General features: G+C 46.7%; 12 protein-coding genes. 10 read left to right on the top strand and 2 right to left on the bottom strand.

Features of this window, described 5'->3' with window-relative positions:
- Positions 1–18: 18 nt before the first annotated feature.
- From bamA to tilS, 9 genes are all read left to right on the top strand, one after another.
- The gene (gene bamA / locus FW758_RS01295) at positions 19–2,502 is read left to right on the top strand and encodes an outer membrane protein assembly factor BamA (RefSeq protein WP_311898750.1); all 2,484 of its coding nucleotides are present in this window, start codon (positions 19–21) and stop codon (positions 2,500–2,502) included.
- Between the two features lie 64 nt (positions 2,503–2,566).
- Entirely contained in the window at positions 2,567–3,064 is a 498-nt protein-coding gene (locus tag FW758_RS01300; protein ID WP_011846353.1) for an OmpH family outer membrane protein, read from the top strand.
- A gap of 3 nt (positions 3,065–3,067) precedes the next feature.
- Complete coding sequence (lpxD, locus tag FW758_RS01305) at positions 3,068–4,093, top strand: UDP-3-O-(3-hydroxymyristoyl)glucosamine N-acyltransferase (protein WP_446444417.1); 1,026 nt, start codon at positions 3,068–3,070, stop codon at positions 4,091–4,093.
- 31 nt (positions 4,094–4,124) lie between these two features.
- Positions 4,125–4,589, top strand: a complete 465-nt coding sequence (gene fabZ, locus FW758_RS01310) for a 3-hydroxyacyl-ACP dehydratase FabZ (RefSeq protein WP_006080990.1) — start codon at positions 4,125–4,127, stop codon at positions 4,587–4,589.
- Positions 4,586–5,356 (top strand): acyl-ACP--UDP-N-acetylglucosamine O-acyltransferase, encoded by a 771-nt coding sequence (gene lpxA / locus FW758_RS01315; protein ID WP_446444418.1) that lies wholly within the window; start codon positions 4,586–4,588, stop codon positions 5,354–5,356. The genes fabZ and lpxA overlap by 4 nt, the downstream gene beginning before the upstream one ends.
- A 220-nt stretch (positions 5,357–5,576) precedes the next feature.
- Entirely contained in the window at positions 5,577–6,755 is a 1,179-nt protein-coding gene (gene lpxB, locus FW758_RS01320) for a lipid-A-disaccharide synthase (RefSeq protein ID WP_446444419.1), read from the top strand.
- A complete protein-coding gene (rnhB, locus tag FW758_RS01325) occupies positions 6,755–7,387 on the top strand; it encodes a ribonuclease HII (protein ID WP_446444420.1) in 633 nt (210 codons plus the stop codon). The genes lpxB and rnhB overlap by 1 nt, the downstream gene beginning before the upstream one ends.
- Before the next feature lie 118 nt (positions 7,388–7,505).
- Positions 7,506–10,979: a DNA polymerase III subunit alpha gene (gene dnaE / locus FW758_RS01330; protein WP_446444421.1), complete on the top strand. Its 3,474-nt coding sequence runs from the start codon at positions 7,506–7,508 to the stop codon at positions 10,977–10,979.
- A 41-nt stretch (positions 10,980–11,020) separates the two neighbouring features.
- Positions 11,021–12,496 (top strand): tRNA lysidine(34) synthetase TilS, encoded by a 1,476-nt coding sequence (gene tilS, locus FW758_RS01335; RefSeq protein WP_446444422.1) that lies wholly within the window; start codon positions 11,021–11,023, stop codon positions 12,494–12,496.
- 261 nt (positions 12,497–12,757) lie between these two features.
- On the opposite strand, the gene dgcS is transcribed toward tilS, so the two are convergent.
- Positions 12,758–13,648, bottom strand: coding sequence for a diguanylate cyclase DgcS (dgcS, locus tag FW758_RS01340; protein ID WP_446444423.1), 891 nt, complete (start codon positions 13,646–13,648; stop codon positions 12,758–12,760).
- Positions 13,649–13,818: 170 nt separating this feature from the next.
- On the opposite strand from dgcS, the gene FW758_RS01345 reads away from it, so the two are divergent.
- The gene (locus FW758_RS01345; RefSeq protein WP_446444424.1) at positions 13,819–15,765 is read left to right on the top strand and encodes a monovalent cation:proton antiporter-2 (CPA2) family protein; all 1,947 of its coding nucleotides are present in this window, start codon (positions 13,819–13,821) and stop codon (positions 15,763–15,765) included.
- A 119-nt stretch (positions 15,766–15,884) separates the two neighbouring features.
- On the opposite strand, the gene cspE is transcribed toward FW758_RS01345, so the two are convergent.
- Positions 15,885–16,094 carry a transcription antiterminator/RNA stability regulator CspE gene (cspE, locus tag FW758_RS01350; protein ID WP_006080998.1) on the bottom strand — a complete coding sequence of 70 codons (210 nt, stop codon included), beginning with the start codon at positions 16,092–16,094 and terminating at the stop codon, positions 15,885–15,887.
- Between the last annotated feature and the right edge of the window lie 131 nt (positions 16,095–16,225).

Raw genomic sequence — 16,225 nt, forward strand, 5'->3', positions numbered from 1 at the left:
AATAATTAGAAGTGCTCTATGAGATTGAATAAACTTTTTGCCTCGATGTTATTCGTCGGTGCGTCGTTTTCAGGGACTGTGTTGGCTGATACTTTCCAACCGTTTGAAGTGACCGACATCCAAGTTGAAGGTTTGCAGCGAGTTGCACTCGGTGCTGCCCTGTTAAGCTTACCAGTAAAAGTAGGTGACACTGTTGACCAGTTAAGAATTCAACAAGCCATTAAAAGCTTGTATGCATCGACTAACTTTGAAAATGTCTCCGTGAGCCGAGATGGCGGCGTATTAGTGGTGAAAGTCACTGAACGTCCTACCATCAGTGCCGTGACATTCGATGGCAACAAAGACATTAAAGACGAACAGTTACAGGAAAGTCTGGACGGTTCTGGCGTTAAAGTCGGTGAGTCGCTCGATCGCACTATGTTGACCGGTATTGAAAAGGGTCTGCAGGATTTCTACTACGGCGTGGGTAAATACGGCGCTAAAGTAGAAGCCCAAGTGATCAACTTACCCCGTAACCGGGTTGAGCTGAAATTTAAGTTCACCGAAGGTTTAGCGGCCGAAATCCGCCAAATTAACGTGGTCGGTAATCATGAGTTCACCGATGCTGAGTTGATTGGCATGCTGGAACTTAAAGATTATGTGGCTTGGTGGGATCTGTTCGGCGAACGCCGTTATCAGAAGCAAAAGCTGCAGGCCGATCTCGAGACCATCAAAACCTATTATCACAATAAAGGTTATATCCGCTTTGAAGTCACCTCGACTCAAGTGGCGATGACGCCTGACCGTAAAGGTTTATATATCACCATCAACGTAGATGAAGGTGAGAAATATAAAGTTAAAGAAGTAAACCTGACGGGTGATTTGATGGGCCGTGAAGAGTTGATGAAATCAATTCTACCAATCAAAGCGGGTGATATGTACAACGGCGGCGATGTGACTTTCACCGAAGAAATGTACAGCAAATATTTAGGCCGCTTCGGTTATGCCTATCCAGAAGTGAAAACGTACCCAGAAATTGATGATAAGACCAAAGAAGTCACCTTAAACATCAATGTTAAACCGGGCAAACGTGTTTACGTGCGTTCGATTAACTTCACTGGTAACACAGTGACCAAAGATGAAGTGATGCGCCGTGAACTGCGTCAGATGGAAGGGGCTTGGTTAAACTCTGCGCAAGTAGAGCTTTCAAAAGCTAACCTTAACCGTCTTGGATTTTTTGAAACCGTTGACACTGAAACCATTCAAGTGCCTGGCACTGATGATTTAGTCGATGTCGCGGTTAAAGTGAAAGAGCAGCCGTCGGGCTCATTCAACGCCGGTGTCGGTTATGGTACTGAATCAGGTTTGAGCTTGCAGTTTGGTGTGCAGCAAAATAACTTTTTAGGCACTGGTAATCAGGCTGGCGTGAGTTTGAGCACCAACAAGTACTCTAAGAACGTTAACTTATCCTATACCGATCCGTATTGGACTAAAGACCATGTCAGTTTAGGCGGTAGTATTTATTGGAGCGAGTTTGACGCCAATGAAGCTAACTTAGAACGTTATAAAAACAGTTCTTACGGTGTGGCGTTGAACTCGGGTTTCCCAATTAACGAATACAACCGTATCAACGGTGGTATCGGTTATCGTCATAACACGATTTCTGAGATTTCTGCCTATGAGCAAGCGCGTCGTTTCTATAACATCTACCGTGATAACGATCCAAATGCGGACCTAAGTTTCGATAACTTTGAACTGAGTTTGGGTTGGTCTCGTAGCACCTTGAACCGTGGGACTTTCCCAACAGACGGTTCGTCTCAACGTTTAAACGGTAAAATGACCTCGCCAGGGTCTGATTTACAGTACTTTAAGACAGACTTTGACACTAACTTCTATTTCCCTATAAACCGTAGTCAGAGCTTTGTGTTTTTGGCCCGTGGTCGATTAGGTTATGGTAACGGTTATGGTCAGTTTAATGATAACGACCAAATTCTGCCTTTCTGGGAAAACTATTACTCAGGTGGTAGTAGCTCGCTACGTGGCTTTAAGTCAAACTCAGTCGGTCCTCGCTCCTTCTATATGTATAGTGGCAGCGAACCTTGCTTCGATCCATCCGGTGACGGCTGCAATTTCCCTCAGCCGGATCCTGATAGTATTCAAGTGAGTTCTGGTCGCTCAATCGGTGGTAACGCCCTTGCGACAGCGAGCATGGAGTTGATTGTCCCAACACCATTCTTGGATGAGGCTTACACAAACTCAGTGCGTACAAGTTTCTTCGTTGATGCGGGTAACGTCTGGGATACTGAGTTTGATTACGATTATTATAAAAATAGCTTGCCAGCAGACGAGTTTGCTAAGTTACAGGATTACAGTGATCCAGCACGTTTACGCGCCTCTTGGGGCTTAAGTGTGCAGTGGTTATCACCTATGGGTCCTATGGTGTTTAGCTTAGCGTGGCCGATTAAAGAATACGAAGGCGACCAAACAGAGATCTTCTCTTTCAATATTGGCAAAACTTTTTAAAAGGCATACACTCGGCAAGTTTTGCTGACTATAACAAGGTAACAAGGAGTTTATTTTGAACAAGATGGTAAATCGCGCGCTGATGACGTTAGTTTTGTTAGGCGCGCCGTTAATGGCACATGCTGAGAAAATTGCCGTAGTGGATATGGGCGCTGTGTTCGAACAGCTACCACAACGTGAACAGATCTCTCAATCTCTGAAGAAAGAGTTTGGCGATCGCATGGCTGATGTCCAAAAAATGCAAGAAGAAATGCGCTCTCTAATGGAGAAGCAGCAACGTGACGGTGCGTTAATGAACGATGCACAAAAAACGGAACTGGTTCGTAAAATGGAATCGCTAAAATCTGAATATCAGTTAAAAGGCAAAGCATTGGATGAAGACTTACGTCGTCGCCAAGGTGAAGAGCAAAATAAACTGTTAGTTAAAGTGCAGAAAGCCATCAACACTATCGCTGAAAAAGACCAATATGATTTGGTATTACAACGTGGTGCAGTCATTTATGTTAAGCCTAACGCTGACATCAGTGGCAAAGTGGTTGAAGCCTTAAGCAAAGGCAAGTAATAGATGAATAGTGTGACTTTAAAAGAGCTAGGCCTGTTATTAGACGGTGATATCCAAGGCGACGAAACGCTAATTATTGATAGTGTGGCGACCTTAGAACATGCCAAAGCAGGTCAAATCTCTTTTTTAGCCAACAGTAAATATCGCTCTCAGCTTGAGGAAACTCAAGCGAGTGCGGTGTTATTGTCAGCTAAAGATGCGCAGGATTATCAAGGTACTGCGTTAATTGTAAAAGATCCTTATGTCGGTTTTGCCCGTGTTGCCCAGTATCTGGACACTACGCCTAAAGCGGCTGAGGGTATCCATCCTTCGGCTCAAATTGACGCTTCTGCCCATATAGGTGAAGGTGTTGCGATTGGGGCGAATGCGGTTATTGGTGCGAACGTCATTTTAGGTGAAAATGTCCAGATAGGTGCCGGTGTCGTGCTCGGACAAGATGTGGTTATTGGCTCAAAAACGCGTTTGTGGGCTAATGTCACTGTCTATCACGATGTGCATTTAGGACAAGATTGTATTATCCATTCGGGCGCTGTATTAGGCTCCGATGGTTTTGGTTATGCCAATGAACGCGGTCAGTGGATTAAAATCCCACAAACGGGCGGCGTTCGTATCGGCGATCGGGTTGAGATAGGTGCGAATTCAACGGTAGATCGGGGTGCATTAGGCCATACCGAGATCCACGATGGGGTGATTATCGATAACCAAGTACAAATTGCCCATAACGATATTATCGGTGAGAATACCGCTATCGCTGGCAGTACGACCATCGCAGGCAGTGTCACTATTGGTAAATATTGTATTATTGGTGGTAGTTGTGCCATCGCAGGTCATTTGAGCATTGCCGATGGTGTGCATGTGTCTGGTGCTACGAATATTACCACTCATATGCGTGAGCCCGGTTTATACTCTTCTGCCACTGTGGCAATGGACAATAAACTTTGGCGTAAAAACACAGTTCGTTTCCGTCAGTTAGATGAACTGTTCCATCGTGTTAAAACGTTGGAAAAAAATTTAAAAACACCAGATTAATTGCTCCAAGGCAATTTGAGGAACTCGGTTCGTGTCTAATCAAATGAACACTATGGATATTAAAGAAATACTTAAATATCTGCCCCATAGATATCCATTCTTATTGATCGATCGTGTGCTGGATTACACCCCAGGTGTCAGTCTGCAGGCGATTAAAAACGTTTCAATAAATGAGCCATTTTTTCAGGGACATTTCCCGATTCAACCTGTGATGCCAGGCGTGCTTATTTTAGAAGCCATGGCGCAGGCAACTGGCCTGTTAGCATTTAAAACCATGAGCAGTGATGTGCCGCCTCCAGGGGTGTTGTATTACTTTGCTGGTATCGACAATGCGCGTTTTAGACGTGTTGTTGAGCCAGGAGATCAAATCCATTTTGATGTCAAAATGATTAAAGAGCGCCGCGGGATTGGCGTCTTCTACGGTGAGGCCAAAGTGGATGGTGAAGTGGTTTGTTCCGCTGAAATCATGTGTGCCCGCAGAGAGATTAGTCAGTGATAGATACATTAGCGTTTGTGCATCCCGATGCAAAAATTGGCAATAACGTCACTATTGGCCCTTGGACCTATATCGGTGCAGGCGTTGAAATTGGCGATGATTGTTGGTTGAGTTCCCATGTGGTTGTTAAAGGCCCAACGATTATCGGCAAAGGTAATCGTATTTTTCAATTCGCCTCAGTAGGCGAAGAGTGCCAAGACAAAAAGTACGCTAGCGAACCCACAAGACTGATCATTGGTGACAATAACGTTATCCGTGAAAACGTGACTATCCACCGCGGTACAGTCCAAGATAACAGTGAGACGCGTATTGGGTCTAACAACCTGTTTATGAACTATGTACATATCGCCCATGACTGTGTGGTCGGCGACAATGTGATCATGGCCAATAACGCTTCTATCGCGGGTCACGTACATGTGGGTGATTGGGCTATTTTAGGCGGCATGACGGGTGTTCACCAGTTTGTGCATATCGGTGCCCATGCGTTTACTGCAGGTTGTTCTTTAGTGCTGCAGGATGTACCTCCCTTTGTGATGGCGGCGGGTCAACCGACGATTCCACGCGGTTTAAACAGCGAAGGCATGAAGCGTCGTGGTTTTTCTAAAGAAAGCCAATTGGCATTGCGCCGCGCTTATAAAACCTTATATCGCAGCAGCTTGACAGTTGAAGAAGCGATTGAAGCGTTGGCTGAAGATGCGCAGAACGATGAGCAAGTGAAATTGTTCCTTGAATTTGTAAAGTCATCGAGTCGCGGCATTATTCGCTAACTTGATGACCACAAGACAACAAAAGGGCATTTTTATGCCCTTTTGTATTATTGGCTTAAGCCTATTGGGTGGTTAGACGTTTTTGTTAGTAATGTCCTTGTGCATTCAACCATCAATGAGCTTAATCATTAATTTACATCAGTATGGCTTGGAATGATGTGTTTTAGCTGTTGTTCGCTCCGTCATCCAATGTCATTCATTCATGAGACATGATTGGTTTATGAGCAATAAAACTCCATTAGTGTTTGCCATGGTTGCCGGAGAACTCTCGGGCGATACTTTAGGCGCAGGTTTAATGGCGGCGCTGCAAAAGACTCATCCCGATGCGCATTTTGTCGGTATCGGTGGCCCCCGCATGGAAGCCCTCGGCTTTAAATCCCTGTTTGCGATGGAAGAACTCGCTGTGATGGGAATTGTTGAAGTGCTATCCCGTTTGCCTCGTTTATTAACAGTACGTGCCTCCCTGATTAAAGAGATTACCGCGCTTAAGCCCGATTGTTTTATTGGTATTGATGCACCGGATTTTAATATTGGCCTCGAGCTTAAACTCAAAGCGCGTGGCATTAAGACGGTCCATTATGTAAGCCCGTCTGTGTGGGCATGGCGTCCAAAACGGATATTCAAAATCGCCAAAGCCACCCATATGGTGTTGTCGCTGTTGCCTTTTGAGAAAGCCTTTTACGATCAGCATCAGGTGCCTTGTACCTTTGTGGGTCATACTTTGGCCGACGATATTCCCATGCAAAGCGATAAGGCCGCAGCCCGTGCCTTGCTCGGACTAGATGCCGATGCCGAATACTTAGCGATCCTGCCCGGTTCCCGCGGTGGAGAGCTAAAGCAACTGGCCGAGCCTTTTGTGAAAGCGGCTTTGTTGATCAAACAAAATTTCCCAGACATACGTTTTGTGACGCCGCTGGTGAATCAAAAACGCCGTGACCAATTTGAGCAAGCACTGAAGGATTTTGCGCCTGATCTTGAAATCCACATGATTGAAGGCCAGTCCCGTGAAGTGATGGCAGCGGCCGATGGGATTTTATTGGCCTCTGGCACTGCGACGTTAGAAGCCATGTTGGTCAAGCGTCCTATGGTGGTGGCTTATCGCGTGAGCCCGATAACCTATCGCATTGCTAAGCGCATGATGCAGGTCGAGCGTTTCTCGTTACCGAATTTGCTTGCTGGAAAAGATCTCGTCCCAGAACTTATCCAAGAAGATTGCACCCCAGAGAAAATTGCGGCGGCCGTGACCCTTGAGCTCAATCGCGATTTTGCGCCGCTTAAAGCCAAGTTTGAAGCACTACACCAAGTATTACGTCGTGATGCAAGCTTAAAAGCTGCTGAAGCGGTAATGGCGCTGGTTGAGCTTAAACACACTCAGGCTAAATCGCAGGAGGCTAATTAGTGGCAACCTATAAAAGTTTAACTGAAGCCGATTTGCTGGCCTTTTCGACGGGTTTGATTGCCGGAGTGGATGAAGTAGGCCGTGGCCCCTTAGTCGGCGACGTCGTCACTGCCGCAGTGATTTTAGATCCGAGCAAGCCCATTAGTGGTCTGAATGATTCTAAAAAACTTAGTGAGAAACGCCGCGAAGCCCTGTTCGATGAGATTTGTGATAAAGCTTTGTGTTATCAGGTTGGCCGTGCCAGTCCTGCTGAAATCGATGAGCTGAATATTCTGCACGCCACTATGTTGGCAATGCAGCGCGCGGTTGCTGGGCTTAATATTGCCCCTGAGCTTGTGCTTGTGGATGGCAATCGTAGCCCCATCTTTGTTGCCCATAATGGCGCTGGGCTTACCAGTCACAGCATCATTAAAGGTGATGGTTTAATTGCCAGTATTAGTGCTGCATCGATTATCGCCAAAGTGACGCGGGACCGCGAGATGGACGTGCTCGATGCCGCTTATCCGCAATACGGTTTTGCAAAACATAAGGGCTATCCAACTAAGGCGCATTTTGAGGCCATAGCCGAACATGGTGTGTTTGACCAATATCGTAAAAGTTTCAAACCCGTCAAGGCATTACTGGGACTGTAAGCGCTGCTTTTAGCACTATAGTTTCCGTTATCCGGCAAAGTCACTGGCTCTGGCTGCGTGACTTTGTTAGTCTGCTTTCTAGTTATTGTTAACCTGCTATTCAAAGATAATCCTAATTATGTCCGATCCTCGTTTTGTGCATCTTCGTGTCCACAGTGACTTCTCAATGACCGATGGCGTGGCCAAGGTCAAGCCGATTTTGGCGCAGGTGGAAGCGCAGGGAATGGCGGCTGTCGCCCTGACTGATCAAAACAACTTTTGTGGTTTGGTTAAGTTTTACAGTGGTTGCCATGGTGCGGGGATCAAGCCGATTATCGGCGCCGATTTTTGGATGCAAGTGCCAGGATTTGAAGGCGAATTATGCGCCTTAACCATAATTGCGATGAACAATGTTGGTTATCAGAATCTAACCCAAATAATCAGTCAGGCCTATTTGCGTGGCCAAGTGGCTGGGCGTGTGGTGATCGACCAAGAGTGGTTACTCACCTATAACGAAGGCATTTTGCTGTTATCGGGTGCCAAAGAGGGCGATCTGGGTAAGGCGCTCCTCAAGGGTAATAGCACTCAGGTTGAATCTTTATGTGAGTTTTATCAAACTCATTTCGCCGATCGTTATTTTCTTGAACTTATCCGTACCGGTCGCCCCGACGAAGAACGCTATCTACACATGGCTGTAATCTTAGCGCAGGAGAAAGGCATTCCAGTGGTCGCCACCAATCAGGTGGTGTTCCTTAAACCTGAAGATTTTGACGCCCATGAAATTCGAGTCGCGATCCACGATGGTTTTACCCTTGCCGATCCGCGCCGTCCTAAAAAGTACAGTGAACAGCAGTACTTACGTAGCGAAGAGGAAATGTGCGAGCTATTTGCCGACATTCCCGCGGCGCTGGCGAACAGTGTAGAAATCGCTAAACGTTGTAACGTGACGATTCGTTTGTACGAGTATTTCCTGCCCAACTTCCCGACGGGCGATATGTCCATCGAAGACTTTCTGGTTGATTGTTCGAGGAAGGGCCTTGAAGAGCGGCTCGAGTTTTTGTTCCCCAATCCCGAAGTGCGCGCCAAGAAACGGGGCGAATACGATGAGCGGCTCGATATCGAACTCAAAGTAATCAATCAGATGGGCTTTCCCGGTTACTTCTTGATCGTAATGGAGTTCATTCAATGGGGTAAAGATAACGGTATCCCAGTAGGGCCTGGTCGTGGTTCGGGCGCGGGTTCACTTGTGGCCTATGCGCTCAAAATCACCGACTTAGACCCGCTCGAATTTGACTTACTGTTCGAACGCTTCTTGAACCCTGAGCGTGTTTCCATGCCCGACTTTGACGTCGACTTCTGCATGGATAGACGTGATGAGGTTATTGACCACGTGGCCGAGTTGTACGGCCGCGAAGCGGTATCGCAAATCATCACCTTCGGTACTATGGCGGCAAAAGCGGTTATCCGCGACGTTGGCCGTGTGCTCGGTCATCCCTATGGTTTCGTTGACCGAATTTCTAAACTCATTCCCCCTGAACCTGGCATGACACTGGCGAAAGCCTTTGAAGTCGAGCCAGCGTTGCAAGAATCTTATGATGCTGATGAAGACGTCAAAGATCTGATCGACATGTGCCGTAAGCTCGAGGGCGTAACCCGTAACGCTGGTAAGCACGCCGGTGGTGTGGTGATCGCACCGACAAAAATTACCGATTTTGCGCCGCTCTATTGCGATGCAGAAGGCAAAAACCCAGTAACACAATTTGATAAAAACGACGTTGAAACTGCAGGGCTAGTTAAGTTCGACTTCTTGGGATTAAGAACCCTGACGATTATCGACTGGGCGCTCGAGATGGTGAACAAGGTCGAAGTGAAAAACGGGCGCAAACCAATACGGATTGAGGCGATTTCACTCACGGATCCCGCCTGTTTCCGTTTGCTGCAAAAGTATGAAACTACGGCGGTATTCCAACTCGAATCCCGTGGTATGAAGGATTTGATTAAGCGTCTGCAGCCCGACTGTTTCGAGGACATGATTGCACTGGTGGCACTATTCCGTCCGGGGCCCTTGCAATCGGGCATGGTAGATAACTTTATCGAACGTAAGCATGGGCGCGAGGAAGTCTCGTACCCAGATTCTCAGTACCAGCATGAATCATTAAAAGAACTATTATCGCCGACCTACGGCATTATTCTGTATCAAGAGCAGGTGATGCAGATTGCGCAGGTGCTGTCGGGCTACACCCTTGGCGGCGCCGACATGCTGCGCCGTGCTATGGGTAAGAAAAAGCCCGAAGAGATGGCCAAGCAGCGCAGTATCTTTAAAGAAGGAGCAATCAATAACGGCGTCGATGGCGACTTGTCGATGAAGATTTTCGACTTAGTGGAAAAGTTTGCCGGCTACGGTTTTAACAAATCTCACTCCGCCGCTTATGCGCTGGTTTCCTATCAGACCTTATGGCTTAAAACCCATTTTCCTGCGCAGTTTATGGCGGCGGTAATGTCGGCCGATATGGATAACACAGATAAGATTGTGACCTTGGTCGATGAATGTGAACGTATGGGCTTGCCGCTTATTCCGCCGGATGTGAACAAAGGTTTGTTCAAATTTACCGTCGATGATGATCTGCGCATTGTTTATGGCATCGGTGCCATTAAAGGCGTGGGTGAAGGCCCAGTTGAATCGATTTTAGAGGCGCGTAAAGACGGCCCCTTTGTAGATTTATTCGATTTCTGTGCCCGCATTGATTTGAAAAAACTCAATAAGCGCGTGATTGAAAAGTTGATCTGCGCGGGTGCCTTAGACAATCTTGGGCCGCACCGTGCGTCAATGATGGCTACCTTGCCTGAAGCGATTCGCGCCGCCGATCAACATGCCAAAGCCGAAGCGATTGGCCAACACGATATGTTTGGTTTGCTCAACAGTGAACCCGAAGACAGCAAGCAGCAGTTTGTTGAATGTACCTCTTGGCCAGATAAAATTTGGCTTGAAGGCGAGCGTGAAACCTTAGGCTTGTATTTGACCGGTCATCCGATCAATCAATATTTAAAAGAGCTTAAGCATTACACGTCCGGTCGTTTGAAAGATGTGCATCCGACCGAACGCGGTAAAACCGCTAAGGCTGCGGGATTAGTGGTGGCAACACGCGTGATGTTGACTAAGCGCGGCTCGAAAATGGGCCTATTGACGCTTGATGATAAGAGCGCGCGTCTTGAAATCATGTTGTTTACCGAAGCCTTTGAAAAGTTTAATCATCTGCTGGAGAAAGACCGCATCCTCATTTGTGAAGGTGAGGTGAGTTATGATGATTTCGCCGGCGGCAACCGCATGACGGCGCGTAACATCATTGATATCAGTGAGGCGCGCAGCCACTTTGCTAAGGCGCTAGAAATCGATATGGATGGCAGTGAGTTAACGCCATCTGCCCTCGATACCTTCGAGCAAGCCCTAAGCCCGTGGCGTAACGGCGCTGTGCCTGTGGTGATCAATTACGCTCAAGCCCAAGCCAAAGGTCAGTTTAGGTTAGCCGATGCTTGGCGAGTGAATCCGACCGATGACTTGATGCTCTCGCTTGAATCGCTGCTCGGGCCAAACAAGGTGCGAATTTTATTCTAATGTTGGTGAATGTCTTAGGTGCAAACAGATGAAGTTAACTTATGTCGGCTAAGCTTGACGAGCCATTGGCAGTTGGCGATCTCAGCATGCATATTAGTGCTTTTTTGACGGCGCAGTCGTTAGCGCCTGACTGCAAGTTAGTGCTGGCTTACAGTGGCGGGGTTGATTCCGAAGTTTTGGCCTTTGGCTTAAGTCAGTTTGCGCGGCAATATCCCGAGTTTAGCTATCAACTGGTGTATGTGCACCATGGCCTAAGCGACAACGCTGAGGTTTGGGCGCAGCATTGTCTTGAGCGCGGTCAGCATTATGGTTTGCCCGTGACGGTTGAGCGAGTGACAGTTAATCGCGGACCCAGATTAAGCCTTGAAGCAGAAGCACGAAAAGTCCGTTATCAAGCGATTGAACGGCATTTAAGTGCAAATGATGTGTTGCTGACGGCCCATCATGAAGATGATCAGCTGGAAACTATTCTGCTGGCGCTCAAGCGTGGTCAGGGCCCAAAAGGGCTAGCGGCCATGGGGCAAGTACAAGCATTAGCACAAGGCAGACAACTGCGGCCGTTATTGGATATTAGCCGTGAGCAAATTGAAGCCTACGCGAAACAGCAAGGCTTAGTGCATATCGAAGATGAAAGTAATCAAGACGATAAGTACGATCGTAATTTTTTACGTTTAGAAATCATTCCAAGCTTGAAAGCGCGCTGGCCGAGTATTGCGACAACCGCGAGTCGCAGCGCGGCATTGTGCGCTGAGCAACAGGCAACGTTGGATTTACAGGTGAGTGAACGTTTACCTTTATGGTTAACTCAAGCGCCTTACCATACTCAAAGTGTATTCAAGCTCGATGGTTTTGCCGAGCAGTCAGCCGACTGGCAAGCGCTACTGTTGCGGGGTTTTATCGAATCACAAGGTTTTGCCTTGCCCTCAAAGGTGCAGCTTAATCAGATCATCACTCAGCTTTTAACCGCGAAAGATGATGCCAAAGTGCATATTCGTGTCGGTGAATGTGAAATCCGCCGCTTTGCCAATCAAATGTATTTATTTAAGTATCAAGCCCGTCCGCGTCATGTTAAGCCTGCTAGCTGGACATTTCCTTCGCAGCTTCTAAATCCGTTAGTGCAGGGCCATATCACTCAATTGGACGTGACTCAATCAGACGTTACTCAATTGGATGTGACTCAATTAGACGTGAAACCTGCTGGTGTTACTTGTGGTGAGACGATACGTCTCAGTGCCTCTAGACAAGGGCCTAGAGCTCGCTTTCCTCGGCCAGATGAAGTGGTGAGTGTGCGTTATCAACTTGCGGGGCAATGTCGCTGTCATCCCCATTCCCGTGGCAAGGGCCGAGAATTAAAGAAACTGTGGCAAGAGTTTGGCGTTCCGCCTTGGGTACGTGAAAAGGTCGGTTTCGTGTTCTATAACGAGCAACTGGTGATGGCGATTGGGCTCTGGGTTGAAAAAAGCTTTATTCTTGAGTCGAATGGACTAGGTTTGCAGGTCTCTCAAATTTCTATTTAAGTGCTTGTTTAAGCGTTTTATAAGTGGCGGTTGGCGAAGCAAGGGGTTGGGAGTTGTCGCTGGAGTTTTTGTGAGTGGTTGCAGTGTTATTCTTTTTAGTAGGAAAGCAGCAAAGTAAGAAAGAGTAGGTCGCAGCACGTCAGTTTGATTCGAATCTTCCTTGAGATCTACATTGAGATAGTAACTTTCCTTTCGTTTTGAACCTTCACAGATTACGCGCTGCGAGTTTGTTATCGCATTTCATTTGGCATCCCTGCGCGTCTAAACTAATTGATTTTGGCTGAGTTTATAGCAGTTACGCCCGGCTGCTTTGGCTTGATATAGTGCCTTATCGGCAAGTTCATAAAGTTGTTCGGCTTCAATGGTATCGTGTGATTCTGCCGCACCTAGACTACAGCTCACTCCAAACTGAGTGAAACTACTGTGCTGATTGATGGCTGAGACAATCCGTTCGCACAATAAGCCTGCCGCATGAATATTACCTTGGACAATAATAACGAATTCGTCACCGCCGATACGGAATGCTTGATCCGTATTACGTATGGTCGCACGAATGATGTCGCCAAATTCCTTCAGAATATAATCACCACATTTATGGCCGAATTTATCATTTAGCTGTTTAAAGTTATCTAAATCGAGCACTATGAGAGCGACAGAACCTTGTTTTCTATGGGCTCTGGCGGTCGCATTGCTGAGACTTTGACTATAGTAATGGTGATGACCTAAACCTGTGAGCGAGTCAAACATAGCTTGCATTGACATTTCTTGGTATTGCATCGCATTTAATAACGGTTGCAATAACAGCGGCTCAATCTCTTTCAGGTTCGAGGTTTGCGATGGCGTCAGTGGCGTCAATAACTGGTACTTAATCGTCAGCGGCATACCTGCACATATGAGCTGTCGTTTGACGCTGATACCATAACGTTTGCCCCAGCTTAATTTATGTTCGCCATAACTTAAGCGCACACCTTGGATCGGCAAGTGTTGTCCCAGCACTTTGCCATAGCAGGCAAAGACTGTCCTTGGATCTAAACTGGCGTGCAGTTGTTGGATCACTTGTACCAAGTCCAATGGATTATCATTGGGACTATAATGTTCCGTTTGATAGCGATATTCGTCGGGATATAGCTCGGTCGCTAGGCCAAAGTCCATAATCATCACTCCAGCAAATGTTAGTGCGATACATCTCTTACCTAGTTTAAGCAAATACCGTGCCGTAATATTTGTTAATAAAATTTGTCTTTGTTAGTCATTCAGTTAAGCTTAAAACTCAGCGTTAGTTTTTTTGACACGTCAGCATTTTGACAGGAGTCATAGCCCCAATGGAACATAGCTTCTTAATCCAAGTACTACTTATGCTAGTGATTGCCATTGTGGCTATTGCTGTGCTGCGCCGTTTGGGCTTACCCGCAATTCTGGCTTATTTACTCACTGGTGTAGTGAGTGGGCCGAGCGGTTTTCATTGGTTTACCCAGCATCAAATGCAATCTGTCGCTGAACTTGGGGTAGTGCTACTGATGTTTACCTTAGGCTTAGAGTTCTCTGTGCCGCGGCTGTGGGCCATGCGCCGTACCGTATTTGGTTTAGGCAGTGCACAGATGGTAATAACGACCCTGTTGACTATGGGCGTGGCCCTGTTGTGTGGTCTTAATTGGGTAGAAGCCTTGGTTATCGGAGCTGCCATTGCCTTATCATCCACTGCCATCGTCCTTAAATTACTCAATGAGCAAGGATGGTTGCGTCGTCGTCATGGTGAGCTATCCGTCAGTGTCTTATTATTCCAAGATTTAGCGGTTGTGCCGCTGTTGATCCTATTGCCATTATTGGCCAATGGCGGCGAACCTTTGATGCTTGCGGATATCGCCTTTGCCTTACTCAAAGGTATTTTGGCCTTTTTCCTCTTGATGGCTTTTGGCAAATGGGCACTGCCGCGGATTTTTGACGAAGTTGCCCGCTCCCGCTCTAACGAACTCTTCGTGTTATCAACACTGGTGGTGGCCTTAGTGACAGGCGCATTTACCCAATGGCTGGGATTATCAATGGCGCTGGGGGCATTTATGGCGGGTATGCTACTAGGAGAAAGCCAGTACCGTCGCCAACTTGAGGCGGATATCCGGCCGTTTCGCGATCTATTGATGGGGCTGTTTTTCATCTCCATCGGCATGATGCTGGATTTTACCTTAGTGATGCGTTTCTGGTGGCAGATATTGTTGATCTTAGTGGCCGTTGTAATAGGTAAGGCGCTGATCATTCATGGGATCTTAAGATTGGTTGGCGAACCATTTCGGATTGCCATGAGCACCGCCATGAGCCTAGCCCAAGTGGGCGAATTTAGTTTTGTGGTGTTGGCTTTAGCGGTTAACTATCAACTTTTAGACAATGAAATCAGTACCATGTTAGTCATGGTCGCCGTGCTTTCCATGACGATAGCCCCGTGGTTAGTTCGCCATAGCGTGGATATTGCTAAGTGGGTGTTAGGAATAAGGCAGGCAAAACATGTGGATGAAGCTGTGCCACTCTTGATGGATGAGCATGATCTGGTGATGATTTTTGGTTACGGCCGAGTCGGGCAGACCATTGCCCGTTTTTTGAAAACTGAAGCTGTACCTTATCTGGTCATGGATCTCGATCCGACTCGTGTCTCTGAGGCGCGTCGTGCTGGCGAACCTATTTATTTTGGTGATGTGTGTAAATGGGCGATGTTAAAACAAATTGGCGTTAAGCAGGCCAAGATGATCGTCATCACTTTTTGTGAGTCGCGTAGTTTAGAAGAAGTTCTACCCTTATGTAAGTTATTGGCGCCAGAAGCTAAAATTTTAGTCAGAACTAAAGACGACAGTGATTTAGACTTACTTAAAAAAGCCGGTGCCAATCAAGTGATCCCAGAATCTTTGGAAGGCAGCCTGATGTTAGTGTCACAGGTGTTACATCAATGTGGTGTGCCTTTGGCGCGCATTTTAAAACGCTTAGAGTCAGAGCGGCGCAATCATTATCAATTTTTGCATGGCTTCTTTTCCGGTACAGAAACCGATTTCACCTTAGAGTCATTGCATGCGGTGGCGTTACCGCGTGGTGCAGATGCGATTGGTAAAACCGTTGCTGAGATCATGTGGGAAACATTGAGGGTGGAGTTAAGGGCGATTCGTCGCAGTGGCGCCGAAGTGGAACATCCTGAGCAGGACTGGGTTTTTCGTGCAGGGGATATCTTACTGATAGTGGGTAAGCCACGAAGACTTGAGAAAGCGGAAGCTAAACTGCTGCATGGCTAATGGTAAAGGCAATAGGTTAACTTTTGAGTAGTGATGGATGAAAACGCAGATATAAAAATGCCGACATAATGTCGGCATTTTTGTCTGGAACTTGTTAACTTAAATTAGACAAAGTCTAATTACAGAATAACTACGTTCGCAGCTTGAGGACCTTTTTGGCCTTGTTCGATATCAAAAGAAACCTTTTGACCTTCAGCAAGAGTTTTAAAGCCTTCTGAAACGATTGCGCGGAAATGAACGAATGCGTCAGCGCCACCATTGTCAGGAGAAATAAAACCAAAACCTTTATCTTCGTTAAACCATTTAACTACACCAGTAGTTTTAGACATGAATGTCTCCAAAATTTTCAAACAAATAATTCGCAATTATGCGGGATGTTAGCCAGAAATAGAATTATTTACATTGATGATAAGTTATGAGTGGAAAGCTTCATGACAGCAAAAAATATTACAGGCGTAGC

The sequence above is a fragment of the Shewanella sp. 1180_01 genome, assembly GCF_052850535.1.